Origin of the sequence: Nonomuraea muscovyensis (assembly GCF_014207745.1) — a bacterium.
Lineage (GTDB): Bacteria > Actinomycetota > Actinomycetes > Streptosporangiales > Streptosporangiaceae > Nonomuraea > Nonomuraea muscovyensis.
In genome coordinates this window covers 36,076-50,263 of record NZ_JACHJB010000002.1, presented here as the reverse complement: position 1 = coordinate 50,263, position 14,188 = coordinate 36,076, and the positions used below count along the sequence as shown (strand labels likewise).

Genomic DNA, 14,188 nt, shown 5'->3' with positions numbered 1-14,188 from the left:
CCGTACGGACGAAGGAGACGCCCGTGACCACGGTCCACACCCGCATCACCGCGGTGGCCGCCCACCTGCCGGAGACCACGATGACCACGGCGGAGCTGGAGGACCGGCTGGCCGCCCGCAATCCCGGCCTCGACCTGCCCCGCGGGGTCATCCACAACGGCAGCGGGGTCCGGCGCCGCCACCTCGCCGCGCCCGACGAGAAGCCGTCGGACCTGGCCGCGCACGCCGCCCGCCGGACGCTGGCGGAGACCGGGCTCCAGCCGCACGACCTCGACCTGATCGTCTACGCGGGCGTGACGATTGACCTGGTCGAGCCCGCCACCGCGCACGTCGTGGCGGCCAAGCTCGGCGCCGGCTGTCCCGTCTTCGACGTGCGCAACGCCTGCAACGGCACGCTGAACGCGATCCAGGTGGCCGACGCGCTCATCCGCACCGGCCGCCACCGCCGGGTGCTGGTCTGCTGCGGCGAGCTGGCCAGCGCGTTCATGCCGTGGACGCTGACCGGCGCGGAGGAGTTCTTCGCCGTCGCGGCCGCCTACACCGTCTCCGACGCCGGCGCCGCGCTGCTGCTGGAGCCGGGGACGGAGCCGGGCGTGCTCGGCCACCGGTTCGCCGCCCACTCCGCCGGCTGGCAGGCGGCGACCGTGGACCTGGCCAACCTGACCAGCGACCCCGCGTCCGCCTGGCCGCAGCTCCGGCCGCTCACCGTGGACGCGGTCGGCCTGGTGCACGGCATGCAGCGCATCGACCTCACCGTGTTCCACAAGCTGCTCAGCGATCTCGGCCTGACCTGGGACGACTTCGCGGCGATCTGCGTGCACCAGGCGTCGCTGCCGGGGCTGTGGAAGTTCTGCGAGCAGGCCGGGATACCGCCGGGCAAGGTCGTCGTCACCATCGCCCGGCACGGCAACCTCGTCGCCGCCACGCTGCCGGCGCAGCTCGCCCACGCGGTGGGCGCGGGCCGGGTGCGGCGCGGCGACCTGGTGGCCATGGTGGGGCTGGCCAGCGGGTTCAGCGCCGGTGTCGTGGTCGTGCGGTGGTGAGCCGATGACGCCCGACATCCCCGCCGAGACCGTTCCGTACGAGCCGGTGAGCGAGGTGGTCCTGCGGGCCGAGCGCTGGGCGCGCGAGCAGCCCGGCGTGCTCGCCTGCCAGGTGGGCGGGCGCGCGCCGGAGGCGGTCACCTACCTGGAGATGGCGCGGTCGGTGGAGCACACGACCGCGGCGCTGGCGCGGGCCGGCGTGCGGCCGGGCATGCGGGCCGTGCTGCTCGTGTACCCCGGCGTCGAGCTCGGAGTGCTGGCGCTGTCGCTGCTGCGGATGGGCGCGGTGCCGGTGATGGTCGATCCGGGGCTGCCGTGGGCCGCGATCAGGCGATGCCTGGACCGGGCCGGCGCGGAGGCGTTCATCGGCGTCCCGCTCGCCCAGGCGGCCAGGCTGGTGCTGGGGTGGGCCCGGCGCGGCAACCGGGTGAGCATCACGGTCGGCCCGCGGCGGCTGTGGCCGGGGCCGACCCTCGCGAGCCTGCGCGCCGCCGTGTCACGGGCGGAGGCGGAGGCGGGGGCAGGGGCGGGGGCAGGGGCGGGGGCGGGGGCGCGGATGCCGTCGCCCGACGACCTGGCGCTGATCGCCTACACCTCCGGCTCCACCGGCCCGCCCAAGGGCGTGCCGCTGCGGCACCGCCACCTCGCCGCGCAGCTCGACCTGCTCGCCACGCTCGACGTCTTCCAGCCGGGCACGCCCATGCTGTCCACGTTCGTGCCGTTCGCGCTGGGGGCGGCGGCGCTCGGGGCGACCGCGGTGCTGCCCGACCTGGACCCGCGGCGGCCGGTCCGCGCCGATCCGGCCTCCCTGGCCGCCGACATCCAGCGGTACGGCGTGGCGGGCGTGTTCGCCGCCCCGGCCCTGCTGGACCGGCTGGCCCGCCACTGCGTGGCCCGGGGCCTGGTCCTTTCGTCCGTGCGGGACGTGGCCGTGTCCGGGGCGCCGCTGCCGCTGCCGACTCTGCGCCGGGTGCGCGCCTGCCTGCCCGCCGGGGCGCGGGTGCTGTCGGTGTACGGCGCCACGGAGTGCCTGCCGGTGGCCGCGATCACGGGCAGGGACCTGGCCGCCGCCCTCTCCGGCCGGGCGCCGACCGGGCTCGGGCCCCAGATGCCCGCCGGGCTCGGACCTCCGGTGTCCGCCGGGCTCAGGTCTCCGGGGTCCGCCGGGCTCGGGTACCCGGCGGCGGACGCCCGGGGGACGTGTCTGGGGGTTCCGCTGCCGGGCACGCTGGTGCGAGTGATCACGGTGACCGACGGTCCCGTCGAGCGGTGGAGCGACGAGCTGTCCGTGCCGGCCGGCACCGTGGGCGAGATCGTCGTCGCCTCCCCGGCGGTCAGCGACCCGTACCTGGACGACCCCGCCGCGACCGCCCTGGCGCGGATCCACGACGGTCGGCGGGTCTGGCACCGGATGGGCGACCTCGGCCACCTCGACGAGCAGGGCCGCCTGTGGTTCGCCGGCCGCAAGTCCGAACGGGTCCGCACGGCCGGCGGCGACCTGTACACCGACCACGTCGAGACCCTGTTCGCCGCGGTGCCCGGCGTCCGGCGCACCGCCCTCGTCGGCGTCGGGCCGCCGGGCGCCCAGCGCCCGGTCCTCGTGGTGGAGCCGGAGCCGCGCGCCGAACGCGACCGCGTGCGGGCCGCGGTCCTGGAGACGGCGGCCCGGCACCCGCACGCCGCCGGCCTGCGTGAGGTGCTGTTCCATTCCGGGTTCCCGGTGGACGCCCGGCACAACAGCAAGATCCGCAGGGGTGTGCTGGCCGGGTGGGCGGCCCGCCGGCTGCGGGTGGGTCCGCGGTGAACGTCCTGGTGACGGGAGGCGGCGGGTTCCTGGGCCGGGCGGTGTGCCGGCGGCTGGTCGCCCGGGGCGACACCGTCCACACCCTGCACCGCCGCCGCCACCCCGGCCTCGACGCGCTCGGCGTGATCCAGCACCTCGCCGACCTCCGCGACGCCGCGGCGGTGCGGGCCGCGGTGGGCCGCTGCGAGGCCGTGGTGCACTGCGCCGCCAAGGCGGGCGCGTACGGGCCGGACCGCGAGTACCGGGAGATCAACGTGGACGGCACCCGCAACGTGCTGGACGCCTGCGCCCGCGCCGGCGCGCGGCTGGTCCACACCTCCTCCCCCAGCGTCGTGCACGACGGGCGCGACCTGGAGGGCGTGGACGAGTCGGCGCCCTACGCCCGCCGCTTCACCGCCGCCTATCCCCGGTCCAAGGCCGCGGCCGAACGGCTCGTGCTGTCCGCCGCCGGCACGGTGCCCGTCGTCGCGCTGCGCCCGCACCTCATCTGGGGGCCCGGTGATCCGCACTTCCTGCCGGGCCTGGTGGCCAACCGCCGCCGGCTGTGGCTGCTGGGCCTGGCCGACAGGACGGTCGACACGGTCTACATCGACAACGCCGCCGACGCCCACGTGCTGGCGCTCGACCGGCTGCGCCCGGGTTCGCCGCTGTGTGGCCGGGCGTACTTCATCACCCAGGGTGAGCCCGGCGGCTTCGGCGCGTGGGTCAACGCGTTGCTCGCCGCCGCCGGCGTGGCACCGGTGCGGCGACGGCTGCCCGCCCCTCCGGCACTGCTGGCGGCGGCGCTGCTGGAGGGCGGCTGGCGGCTCGCCGGGAGGCTGGGGCTGGACTGCGGCGAGCCGCCGCTGACGCGCTTCCTGGTGGAGCAGGCTTCCACGGCGCACTGGTTCGACATCTCGGCCGCCCGCCGCGACCTCGGCTACGAGCCCCGGGTCGGCACCGCCGAGGGCCTGGCCCGCCTGACCGCCCACCTTGCCAGCCACCCTGCCAGCCACCCTGCCACCCACCCTGCCGCCCACCCGCCGGAGGCCGCCCGGTGACCGTGTACCCCGGCTACCCGTTCACCTCCCGCTGGTTCGCCCCGCCGGCACGTGGCGGGCTGCGCCAGCACTACCTCGACGAGGGGTCGGGCGCGCCGCTGCTGTTCGTGCACGGCAACCCGTCGTGGAGCTACCTGTGGCGGCGGCCGATCCTGGCGCTGCGGGACGCGTTCCGCTGCGTCGCGCCCGACCACATCGGCATGGGCCTGTCCGACAAGCCCGCCCCGGACCGCTACCCGCACACCCTCGCCTCCCGGGTGGCGGACCTGGAGGCGCTGGTCGGCCACCTGGTCGGGGCGCACGCCGCGCCGGAGCGCGGCTGGACGCTGGTCGTGCACGACTGGGGCGGTCCGATCGGCCTGGCCTGGGCGGCCCGCCACCCCGGGCGGGTGGCCCGCCTGGTGATCCTCAACACCGCCGCCTTCCCCAACCCGCACGGCGAGCGGGTGCGCCCGCCCCTGCGGCTGCCGCTCTGGCTGCTGCGCGAGACGGCGCTGGGCGGCTGGCTGTTCCGCCGCAACGCCTTCGCCCGCGGCGCCACCTGGCGGCCGCTCGGGGTGCGCCGCCGGATGCCGGCCGAGGTGCGGGCGGCGTTCCTCGCCCCGTACGACCGGCCCGCGCACCGCGTGGCCGTCCAGCGCTTCGTCCACGACATCCCGCTGCGGCCCGGCGATGCCGCGTGGCCGGTGCTGCGGGCCACGGGCGAGGCTCTGGAGGGGTTCGCCGGCCTGCCGGCGCTCATCGCGTGGGGGCTGCGCGACCCGGTCTTCGACCCGGGGATCCTCGACGAGTGGCGGCGGCGCCTGCCCGCCGCCCGCACGGTCCTGTACCCGCACGCCGGCCACTACGTGCTGGAGGACGCTCACGAGCAGCTCGTGCCCGCCCTGCGCGCCTTCCTGCTGGACACCGGGGCGGCCGGCGAACCGGGGCCGGGTTGGGTCTCGCCGGGGACGGCTCCGTCGTCTAGCGTCGAGAAACATGACGATCATGCCTGACAGCGGCACCGGCACCGGGCCCATCACGCGCGACGGCTCGCCGGTGGAGTTCTACCTGCTCATGAAGGCCGGCGACGAGCCCGACGTGGTGGCCGGGGTGACGCCACCCGGCGGTTCGGTCCTGGAGCTCGGCTGCGGGGTGGGCCGGGTGACGCACCCGCTGGTCGAGCGGGGCTTCGAGGTGGTCGCCGTCGACGAGTCGGCCGAGATGCTGGCGCACGTGCGCGGCGCCCGCACGGTCCGGTCGGGCATCCAGGACCTGCGGCTGGAGCGGCGCTTCGACCTGGTCATGCTGGCCTCGCACCTCGTGCAGACGGCCGAGGAGGAGGGCCGGCGACTGCTGCTGGACACCTGCGCGCGGCACGTGGCGCCGGACGGCCGCGTGCTCATCCAGTGGACGCCGCCGGAACGGCACGACGACCGGCGGCCCGGCCAGGGCAGGACGGTGGACGGGCTGACCATCGAGGTGGCCGCGGTCGAGGAGGTCTCCCCCGGCCTGGTCCACTCGACCATGCGCTACACCCACGGCGGCAAGGAGTGGACGCAGTCGTTCCGGTCGTGGCGCCTGACGGACGAGCGGCTCGCGGCCGAGCTTGCGCGGGCCGGCCTGCGGCTGGAGAGGTTCGTGACGGACGACCGTACGTGGGTGCTCGCCGCGCCGGCGGAGTGACGGCCTTTACATCGTAGATTCAACGAATTACTGGTAAATACTGGAACTCCTGTTACGCTTCCCGCCATGAGTGACCGGCTGGACGAGCTCGAAAGGCGGATCGACGGGCTCCGGGCCGGTGTGCGCACGGCCATGCGCGCCAAGGACACGGCGACGGCCCGCACCCTGCGCGCCGAGCTGCGCGCCGCCGAACGCGCGTGGGACGCGCTGGTCACGGGCGACCTGCCCGGCGCAGCCCCGGACGAGTCGCCGGACGGATCTCCGGACGGGCCGCCAGGCGCGCGGGCGGCCGGGGCGTCGCCAGGCAGGGCGTCGGAGGGCGGGGCGCCACGGGGCGGGGCGCTGGTCACCGTGCGCGAGCAGGTGCACCAGGCGCTGACCCTGCTGGCCGCCCCGGCCCAGCCGAGGCTGGTCGCGGCCGTGAGCGAGGCGCTCCTCGGCGGGACGTTGCGCGGCAGCCGGCTCACCAGCCTGCGCCGTGACGAGGAGCGCTCGTTCGCCTCCTCCCCGTACGGCAGGCCCTACTACCTGTGCGCCGCGCTGACCGACCGGCTCTCCCCCGCCCGCGGCCTGCTCACGGTGAGCACCTGGCCGCTGGAGCGGCGCGTGGTGGGCCCGCTCAGCCCCCGGGTCGACTTCCTGACCTGCGCCATGGCCGTGGCCCGGCAGCTCGGCGCCGACCCGCTCGCCGCCCTCGACCCGCGCGCCCTGCGGCTGCTGGCCCGCATGGCCCGCAACATCCCCGGCGCCGCCGCCGACGCCGACACCGCCGACCTCGGCCCGCCCGACCCCGCGCGCGTGGCCGAGGCCGCCGCCCGCGAGCTGGCCGTGCACGCCGGCCGCGACACGCGGGACCGCGCGGAGCTGGCCGGACGCGCGACATCCCAGCTCGATGACCGGTCCCGGCTGTTCGGCGCCACTACTCTGATCACCGTCGCCCGCGACGCCGTCGTGGGCGACACCGTCACCACCTCCGGCCCGGCCGGAGACACAGCCACGAGAGGCCGCCGATGAACCGGCTCGACGCGCTGCGGGGCACGACCCCGCAGAAGCCGCACGACGCGCGCGCCATCGCCGCGCTCGCCGCCAACCCGGGCTGCACCCGCCGGGCGCTGCTGGACGGCGCGGGCATCGACAAGGACGCAGCGGCCCGCCACCTGGGGTTCCCGGCGCCGTTCGGCCAGTCACCGTTCGCGATCACCCGCGGCAACGCGTTCGAGGCTCTGGTGAAGGCCGACGGCTGCGCCGAGCTGCTGCGGATGCTGCGCGAACTGCTCGGCCTGCCGATCGCCGAGGTGGCCTACCACGACGTCGAGAACGTCGGCGCGCACCTGCGCCACGCCCACACGCGCGCGCTGTTCGACCGGGCGGCCCGCGACGGCGACGACGCCGGCACGGTCTACGACCACCCGCTGCTCAGCGTGGGGATCGCCGGCCACACCGCCTACCTGGAGCCGGACGTGGTGGCCTTCCAGCTCGGCGGCCGGTTCCACATCGTGGAGATCAAGTCGTTCGCGGTGATCGACGGGCAGGCCGACCCGTCGGCGGTGGCGGCGGCGGCCCGGCAGGCGGCCGTCTACGTGCTCGCGCTGCGCCGGATGCTCGCCGAGCTGGGTCACGACCCGCTGCGGGTGGCGCACGACGTGGTGCTCGTCTGCCCGGAGAACTTCGCCAACCGGCCCGTCGCGACCCTGGTCGACGTGCGCCGGCAGCTCGGCGTGCTCGAACGCCAGCTCGCCCGGATGACCGCGCTCGACCGGCTGCTGGACGGCCTGCCCGAGGAGCTGACGTTCGACCTGCTACCGGGCGAGGACGGGCTGCCCACCCGCCCGGCCGCCGAACTGGCCGACGCGCTGCGCCGGGCGACCGCCCGATACGCGCCCGACTGCCTGGCGACGTGCGACCTGTGCTTCTTCTGCCGCGACGAGGCCCGCCAGGAGGGCGCCACCGATCTGCTGGGCCGCCACGTCCGCGACGAGCTCGGCGGCGTGGGCTCCGTCGGCGAGGCACTCGGCCTGGCGGACGGCGCCCGCGCCCCCGCCGAGGGCCAGGAGGAGATCGCCCGCCTGCTCCGCAACGCCGAACGCCTGCGCCGGGAGTGCCTCGCGTGAGGCCCGCGCCGCACCGCCGGGAGCCGGCCGCATGACACCCGCGCCCGCCCGCCCGTCGCCCGCACCCGACCGTCCCGAGCTCCGGGAGCGTCCGTCGTGAGCCTGCTGACCTCCCTCGCCCGGCTGCGGGCGCTCGACGAGGGTGTCGCCCAGCCCATCGCGACGGTCCGGCACTGCCACCTGTCGGCGCGGCCGATGGTGTTCGTCCCGCTCAAGCTCTCCGGCGAGGCCGCCGCGCCGCTGGCCGCCATGCTGGGCACCGACCGCGACCGGCCGCACCTGCTCGTGGTGGCCCAGCCGCGCAACCGTGACCTGCGTTTCGCCTGGGCGGCCGACCTGGCCGGGGTGCTCCTGCCGTACGTCGAGGGGTTCCTGTCAGGCACCGAGACGGTGGAGCGCAGGAACGCCGACCCGTACGAGCGGGTGCTGGACGCGCCGCAGCTCGTCGTGCCGAACACGGCCGGGGTCGCCTTCACCCGGCTGCTCGGCCGTTCCACGCGCTTCCGGCGGACCGACGGGCCCTACCCCGTGCCGGAGGCGGTGCCGCTGCTCGGCCGCTGGCTCACCTACTTCGGCGAGCGGGCCGCGTTCCCCGGCTCGTCGCTCATGCTGGCCGCCACCGAGGAGCTGGGCCGGCACTGGGCGACCGGGCAGAGCGGGCTGGAGGACGCCAACCTGGCCGCGCTGCTCGGCTGGATCACCGACGGGCCGAGCGACGACGCGGAGGACCCGTTGATCTGGCCGCCGGCGGGACCGGCGACCGATCCGGGGTTCGACGCCGAGGTGCTGGCGCCCGCCATCGACAGCGGTTCGGCCGAACGGATCACCGAGGCGCTGCGCACCCAGCTCGAACCCACCTGGCGCCTCATGTGGCAGGCCATCGACCTGCTGGCCGGGCTGCCCGAGGGGGCCGGCGTGGCGCAGCGGTGGGAGCAGGACCGCGGGTCGTTCTCCGGCATGGCGGCGCAGATCGCCGAGGGCGCGCCGCCGCAGGCGCGACGCGACGGCGCGATCGCCGCGGCCTCCCGGCTGGCGCGCATGGAACGCGCCCAGGCGGCCTACGACGTGCAGCGCGCCTACGACGACCCCCTCGTCATGGCCGAGTACCGGCTCACCGGAGAGGCGTTCGCCGGCGAAGTGGTCGAGACCGATCCCGAGCACGCCGAGGGCGAGGGCCGCTCGCGCAAGCTCCGCCCGCTCGTGGTGATCAAGACCGACGATCCGGTACGGCTGGCGCCCGGCACGGCGCTCGGCACGCCGCAGCGACGCGGCCAGGGCGCCCAGCTCGTGTCCGCGGGCGACGGCCTGGCTACCATCAAGATCACCAAAGGGATGGGGCGGGGCAGGACACCCACCCCCGGCGCGGTGCCCGAGGTGGGCGAGCGGGTCTGCTACACGTCGCTGACGGACGACTTCCAGGGCTCGCCCGCGCTGCCCGAGGCCGAGGCCACGCCGTGGACGCACGGCGGGCCGCCCCACGCGTACGTGCCCACCGACGAGGACGCCCAGGAGGAGTGGTCGTGACAGAGCAGGCCGTCGGGCGGCTCGCCGGGCGGGCCGTCGGCGACGCCGGGCCGGACGCCGCGCCCGCGCCCGAGCCCGCCGCGAGCCCCGAACAGGTCATCCGGAACGTGCTCGCCGACCTGCCGCGCCACCGCGGCGTGGTCGTCGACTCGCCGCCGGGGGCGGGCAAGTCCACCCTCGTCGTACGGGCGGCGGCGCACATCGCCGAGACCGGCGAGCCGCTGATGATCGTCGCCCAGACGAACGAGCAGGTCGACGACCTGGTCTCGCGCCTGTGCGAGCGGCACCCGCAGCTGACCGTGGGCCGGCTGTCGGCGAGCGGGTACGTGGCGCCGCGGCGGATGCTGGAGCTGCCCGGCGTCACCGTCGGCACCCGGGTGCAGGACCTCGGCGACCCGGACATCGTCATCGCAACCGCCGACAAGTGGGCGTGGATCGCCGGACGGACGTGGCCGTGGGCGATCGTGGACGAGGCCTACCAGATGCGCTCCGACAAGCTGCTGCGCATCGCCGCGCTGTTCGACCGGGCGCTGTTCGTGGGCGATCCGGGGCAGCTCGACCCGTTCTCGATCGTGGACGGCGACCGCTGGTCGGGGCTGTCGTGGGACCCGCTGCAGAGCGCGGTGTCGGTGCTGCTGCGGCACAACCCCGACCTGCCGGTGCACCGGCTGCCGGTGTCGTGGCGGCTGCCCGCGTCGGCGGCTCCCGTGGTGTCGCGGGCGTTCTACCCGTTCACCGGGTTCCGCTCGGGCACGGGGCCGGGCGAGCGGCGGCTGGAGCTCGCGACGGGCGGCATGGGCACCGTGCACGACCGGGCGCTGGAGGAGGCCGCCCGGTCGGGGTGGGCGCTGCTGGAGCTGCCGAACCGGCACTCCGTGCGCACCGACGGCGAGGCCGTTCAGGCCGTGGCGCTGCTGGCGGAGCGGCTGCTGCAGCGCGGCGCGGTGGCGGGCTCGGAGCAGGGCGAGCGGCCCGTGACGGCCGACCGGATCGCGGTGGGCGCCGCGCACCGCGACCAGGTGGCGGCGATCAGGAACGCCGGGCTGCCGCCGGAGATCACGGTGGACACGGCCAACCGGCTGCAGGGGCGGGAGTACGACGTGACGATCGTGCTGCACCCGTTGTCGGGGCGGCGCGACGCGACCGCCTTCCACCTGGAGTCGGGGCGGCTGTGCGTGCTCGCCTCGCGGCACCGGCACGCGTGCGTGGTGGTGGCCCGGGCGGGCATCGCCGAACTCCTGGACGCCCATCCGTCGGCGGAGCCGGTGCAGCTCGGGGTGCCGGTCAAGTTTCCGGACGGCTGGGAGGCCAACCAGTCGGTCCTCGACCACCTGGCGGCCCACCGCGTCTGACCGGTCCCGCTCCCGCGGTGCCCGCCGCGGGGCCGCACGGCGGTCACAGACGGCGGCGCAGGACGTCGATCGAGGATGCCGGGCGCGGACCCCTGGCTTCAGCCATGGGGGTAAGCCCGGCGCGGGAGTGCCCGCCAGGGGGTGAGCGTGCGTTGACGGAACGGACTGCGGCAGCGCGCCCGGCACCGGTATGGTGGGCCGTGGTCGAACACGTGAGTGATACCAAGCTCGCGGGGGAGGCCGAGGCAGTTTCTATTCACCGCCGGGAGGGCGGAGTTCGCGCAGCCCGGACCGGGTGTGCGGGCTGGGGCGTGGAAACCCGTGCGAGCGGGGCCGGAAGGTGAATCGCCAAGCGACAGCGTCGCGACCATGCGCGTAGCCGGACGGTTGGGACGGCTGGAATCCCCCGGATTCATCCGTGGGGAGCGCTTCAAGACCATGACCGTGCGCATGCCCGCCGACAGGTAGAGCTCGAGCGCGGGTGTGGTGTCGGCCGAGCCGACGTGCAGGATCGTGCCCTTGCGGCCGCGGGCGGCGTCGGCGGCGAAGGTGTGCAGCAGCAGGAACCTGCCGAGGCCCCTGCCCCAGAACTCTGGCAGGACGGCCAGCGTGGCGACGTAGCCGCAGCCCTCGTCGGCGACGAACTGGTCGTTGCCGATGACGACGCCCGCCGGCCGGCCGTCGATGTCGCCGAGGGTCGAGTCGACCTTGCCGAGGACGGCCAGGTCGCAGGCGGCCACCAGCTCGTGGATGGCGGCGGCGTCCTCGGCCCGCGGCCGGCTGAGTGCGCTCATGGTGGGGATTGTGCACGGACCGCCCGGGGCGGCGCCTCTCATTTTCCCTCCCCCGGTGGCTAGGCTGGGAACGTGCTCGACAAGACGCCGCTGAGCATCGGCGTCGAGACACCCGAGCCGGAGGTCGTCCGGCTCGTGCTCGACGGCGACCTCGACTACGAGACCGTTTCGGAGCTGACGGGCCTGACCCTGCCCGACGGCTACCGGCGGCTCGACGCCGACCTGTCGGGCGTGACGTTCCTCGACTCCTCGGGGCTGGCCGCGCTGATCCGCCTGCACCGCAGGGCCGAGCAGGACGGCGCCGCCATGCGGGTGGTGGCGCTGACGCCCTACCTGCGCGACGTGCTGCGGATGACGGCGATGGACCGCCTTTTCGCGCTTCCGCCCGACTGACGGCGGACCGCCTCTCCCTGCTCGCGCCCCGGGGCCGCCACTTACTTGCCGACCGGCAAGCCTGCCTGGATACTTACGTGCCGGCCGTCAAGCTGATCCGGCCGGAAACAGGCGCTCGGAAACAGGTGCACAGTGCGGGAAGACACCCGGACCCGTATCCAGGACATCGCGCTCAGGCTCTTCACGGAGCAGGGGTACGAGGCGACGTCCCTGCGGGAGATCGCCGAGGAGCTCGGCGTGACCAAGGCGGCGCTCTACTACCACTTCAAGACCAAGGACGACATCGTCGCGAGCCTCGTCGACGAGCGCGTACAGCAGCTCGAAGACCTGCTGACCTGGGTCAGGTCACAGCCGAGGACTCCGCGGACGCGGCGCGAGCTGGTGGTGCGCTATGCCCGGATCCTGCGCGAGCGCCGCTACGCGCAGATCACGCGATTCCTGGAGCGCAACCAGACGGCGCTGCGCGACAACCCCCGCTTCGCCCGGATCCGCGAGGCGCTGCTCGACCTCACCACGGAGCTGAGCGAGCCGGACGACCCGCCGGCCGTCCGGCTGAGCCGGTCGATGTCGCTGTTCACGCTGCACGCGGGCGCGTGGGTGATGCGCGACCCGAAGGTGCCGGAGGAGGAGATGGGCGAGGCCGCCCTGGAGGTGGCGCTCAGGCTTCTGGAACCCTAGCGGCGATTGGGACGATCGATCGCGGGCATGGGGGCTGTCACGCATCCGGACGGGAGGAGAAACAGGTGGAGGCGACGATAGCGCTCCGGCTGCCCAGGGATGCGGCGAGCGTCCCGCTGATCAGGCAGATCCTTCAGGCGACCCTCGACACCCTCGGCGTCGAGGAGCAGATCCGCGACGACATCGAACTCATGCTCAGCGAGGCGTGCTCCAACGTGATCAGGCACGCCGGCCCCAGCGACGAGTACACGGTGAGCGCGGGGGTGCACGACGACCTGTGCGTGATCAGGGTGGTCGACACGGGCAACGGCTTCGACCCCCGGCTGGTCAGCGAGGCGCCGCCGCCCGGCGCCGAGCACGGCCGGGGCATCCAGATCATGCGGGCACTCGCCGACGACATCCGATTCACCAACAGGGCCGAACACGGGGCGGTGGTGTGCCTGGAGAAGCGGCTGCGGTTCACGCCCGGGGCGGCGGCCTCGCCGTTCATGGGGCCGTTCATGGGGAACGACGGGGCCGCCGCGACACCGGGCCGGCGCCCGGGTGAGGCCCCTACGAGGCCCCTCTGAGCACCGCCCGGAGGGCCGTCCGGCCGAACGGCGTGCGGCTGTGACCGTGCGCGTGCCGCGAGGTGGCCCCCGCCAGGCACGCGAGCACGAGCAGGAAGACCACCGCGATGAGCACCGTGGCCAGGAACACCAGAGAGAAGGCGATCGCCAGGGAGGCGAGCGCGCCGAGAGCTTCCACCATCCGGCCGACGTTCCCGCCGGGCCGCGGCCTATGCCTTGAGCCGGCGATAGATCAGGCTCACCGGGAGGGAAGATCCCCCGGACCGGGAAGCAGGTCCAGCCGGCGCAGGATGACCCCCTCGCGCAGCGCCCACGGGCAGACCTCGAGCCGGTCCACCTCGTACAGGTCCATCACCGCGTCGGCGACGAGCGCGCCGGCCGCGAGCTGCTCCGCGCGCCCCGGCGACACCCCCGGCAGCACGGCGCGGGTGGCGGAGTCCATGGTGGTGAGCTTGACGGCCCAGTCGGCCATGTCGTGCCGCGACAGCGAGCGCGGCACGTGCGGCCCATCGCTCGACGGCGCGGCCCCGGCGATCCGGGCGAGCTGCTTGAACGTCTTGGAGGTGGCGACCGCGCGGGTCGCCTCGCCGTAGCGGACGATGCTGCCGACCGTGCGGGCGATCTCGGCGCGTACGTGCCTGCGCAGCGCGCGCAGCTCGCCGGCGGGGGGCGGGTCGGCGGTGAACCAGCCGCGGGTGAGCCGTCCCGCGCCGAGCGGCAGCGACACGGCCACGTCGGGCTCCTCGTCCACCCCAGCGGCGATCTCCAGGGAGCCGCCGCCGATGTCGAAAGCGAGCAGCCGGCCCGCCGACCAGCCGAACCATCGCCGCACCGCCAGGAACGTCAGCCTGGCCTCGTCCGGCCCGGACAGCACCTCGATGTCCACGCCGCAGCGCTCGTCGATCTGGGCGATCACCTGCTCGCCGTTGGCGGCGCCGCGCACGGCCGAGGTGGCGAACGCGAGGAACTCCTCGACCCCCTTGTCCTCCGCCAGCCGCAGCGCCTCCTCCACGAACGCGCCCAGCAGTTCGATGCCCTCGGCGGACAGCTCGTTGGCGGCGTCGAGGTGCTCGGTGAGCCGCAGCTCCTCCTTGTGGGAGTAGGCCGGGATGGGGCAGGCACCCCGGTGGGCGTCGACCACCAGTAAATGCACGGTGTTCGAGCCGATGTCCAGCACGCCGAGTCGCATGGGAACGACGCTACAGGCCCTCGTCC

At 75.2% G+C, this 14,188-nt stretch carries 15 protein-coding genes; 12 read left to right on the top strand and 3 right to left on the bottom strand.

Annotation, left to right across the window (positions count from 1 at the left end; genetic code table 11):
* Positions 1-23 precede the first annotated feature (23 nt).
* The 9 genes from FHU36_RS16640 (at position 24) to FHU36_RS16600 (ending at position 10,539) form a co-directional block, all read left to right on the top strand.
* Positions 24-1,043 carry a 3-oxoacyl-ACP synthase III family protein gene (locus FHU36_RS16640; protein WP_185084906.1) on the top strand — a complete coding sequence of 340 codons (1,020 nt, stop codon included), beginning with the start codon at positions 24-26 and terminating at the stop codon, positions 1,041-1,043.
* Positions 1,044-1,047: 4 nt separating this feature from the next.
* A complete protein-coding gene (locus FHU36_RS16635) occupies positions 1,048-2,847 on the top strand; it encodes an AMP-binding protein (protein WP_185084905.1) in 1,800 nt (599 codons plus the stop codon).
* Positions 2,844-3,887 carry an NAD-dependent epimerase/dehydratase family protein gene (locus FHU36_RS16630; protein WP_185084904.1) on the top strand — a complete coding sequence of 348 codons (1,044 nt, stop codon included), beginning with the start codon at positions 2,844-2,846 and terminating at the stop codon, positions 3,885-3,887. Before FHU36_RS16635 ends, FHU36_RS16630 begins: the two co-directional genes overlap by 4 nt.
* Entirely contained in the window at positions 3,884-4,882 is a 999-nt protein-coding gene (locus tag FHU36_RS16625) for an alpha/beta fold hydrolase (protein ID WP_221496389.1), read from the top strand. Before FHU36_RS16630 ends, FHU36_RS16625 begins: the two co-directional genes overlap by 4 nt.
* The gene (locus FHU36_RS16620; RefSeq protein ID WP_221496388.1) at positions 4,866-5,552 is read left to right on the top strand and encodes a class I SAM-dependent methyltransferase; all 687 of its coding nucleotides are present in this window, start codon (positions 4,866-4,868) and stop codon (positions 5,550-5,552) included. The genes FHU36_RS16625 and FHU36_RS16620 overlap by 17 nt, the downstream gene beginning before the upstream one ends.
* 66 nt (positions 5,553-5,618) lie before the next feature.
* Entirely contained in the window at positions 5,619-6,566 is a 948-nt protein-coding gene (locus FHU36_RS16615; protein ID WP_246502473.1) for a hypothetical protein, read from the top strand.
* On the top strand, positions 6,563-7,663 hold the full coding sequence (locus tag FHU36_RS16610) for a hypothetical protein (protein ID WP_185084903.1): 1,101 nt from the start codon (positions 6,563-6,565) through the stop codon (positions 7,661-7,663). Before FHU36_RS16615 ends, FHU36_RS16610 begins: the two co-directional genes overlap by 4 nt.
* 96 nt (positions 7,664-7,759) lie before the next feature.
* On the top strand, positions 7,760-9,187 hold the full coding sequence (locus FHU36_RS16605) for a hypothetical protein (protein ID WP_185084902.1): 1,428 nt from the start codon (positions 7,760-7,762) through the stop codon (positions 9,185-9,187).
* Positions 9,184-10,539 carry an AAA family ATPase gene (locus tag FHU36_RS16600; protein WP_312891645.1) on the top strand — a complete coding sequence of 452 codons (1,356 nt, stop codon included), beginning with the start codon at positions 9,184-9,186 and terminating at the stop codon, positions 10,537-10,539. Before FHU36_RS16605 ends, FHU36_RS16600 begins: the two co-directional genes overlap by 4 nt.
* A gap of 98 nt (positions 10,540-10,637) precedes the next feature.
* On the opposite strand, the gene FHU36_RS44450 is transcribed toward FHU36_RS16600, so the two are convergent.
* A complete protein-coding gene (locus tag FHU36_RS44450) occupies positions 10,638-11,333 on the bottom strand; it encodes a GNAT family N-acetyltransferase (RefSeq protein WP_246502472.1) in 696 nt (231 codons plus the stop codon).
* Between the two features lie 72 nt (positions 11,334-11,405).
* On the opposite strand from FHU36_RS44450, the gene FHU36_RS44445 reads away from it, so the two are divergent.
* The 3 genes from FHU36_RS44445 (at position 11,406) to FHU36_RS16580 (ending at position 12,973) form a co-directional block, all read left to right on the top strand.
* A complete protein-coding gene (locus FHU36_RS44445; protein ID WP_185084901.1) occupies positions 11,406-11,726 on the top strand; it encodes an STAS domain-containing protein in 321 nt (106 codons plus the stop codon).
* Positions 11,727-11,858: 132 nt separating this feature from the next.
* Positions 11,859-12,404 (top strand): TetR/AcrR family transcriptional regulator, encoded by a 546-nt coding sequence (locus tag FHU36_RS16585; protein WP_185084900.1) that lies wholly within the window; start codon positions 11,859-11,861, stop codon positions 12,402-12,404.
* A 65-nt stretch (positions 12,405-12,469) separates the two neighbouring features.
* On the top strand, positions 12,470-12,973 hold the full coding sequence (locus FHU36_RS16580) for an ATP-binding protein (protein WP_185084899.1): 504 nt from the start codon (positions 12,470-12,472) through the stop codon (positions 12,971-12,973).
* On the opposite strand, the gene FHU36_RS16575 is transcribed toward FHU36_RS16580, so the two are convergent.
* Positions 12,957-13,154 (bottom strand): hypothetical protein, encoded by a 198-nt coding sequence (locus FHU36_RS16575; protein WP_185084898.1) that lies wholly within the window; start codon positions 13,152-13,154, stop codon positions 12,957-12,959. The genes FHU36_RS16580 and FHU36_RS16575 overlap by 17 nt on opposite strands.
* Positions 13,155-13,211: 57 nt before the next feature.
* Positions 13,212-14,162 (bottom strand): Ppx/GppA family phosphatase, encoded by a 951-nt coding sequence (locus tag FHU36_RS16570; protein WP_185084897.1) that lies wholly within the window; start codon positions 14,160-14,162, stop codon positions 13,212-13,214.
* Positions 14,163-14,188 lie beyond the last annotated feature (26 nt).

What these genes read in the sequence shown, in the direction of transcription:
- FHU36_RS16635 (WP_185084905.1), top strand. Translation starts at nt 1,048, where the DNA reads ATGACGCCCGACATCCCCGCCGAGACCGTTCCGTACGAGCCGGTGAGC.
- FHU36_RS16620 (WP_221496388.1), top strand. Translation starts at nt 4,866, where the DNA reads ATGACGATCATGCCTGACAGCGGCACCGGCACCGGGCCCATCACGCGC.
- FHU36_RS16615 (WP_246502473.1), top strand. Translation starts at nt 5,619, where the DNA reads ATGAGTGACCGGCTGGACGAGCTCGAAAGGCGGATCGACGGGCTCCGG.
- FHU36_RS16610 (WP_185084903.1), top strand. Translation starts at nt 6,563, where the DNA reads ATGAACCGGCTCGACGCGCTGCGGGGCACGACCCCGCAGAAGCCGCAC.
- FHU36_RS44450 (WP_246502472.1), bottom strand. Translation starts at nt 11,333, where the DNA reads ATGAGCGCACTCAGCCGGCCGCGGGCCGAGGACGCCGCCGCCATCCAC.
- FHU36_RS16575 (WP_185084898.1), bottom strand. Translation starts at nt 13,154, where the DNA reads ATGGTGGAAGCTCTCGGCGCGCTCGCCTCCCTGGCGATCGCCTTCTCT.
- FHU36_RS16570 (WP_185084897.1), bottom strand. Translation starts at nt 14,162, where the DNA reads ATGCGACTCGGCGTGCTGGACATCGGCTCGAACACCGTGCATTTACTG.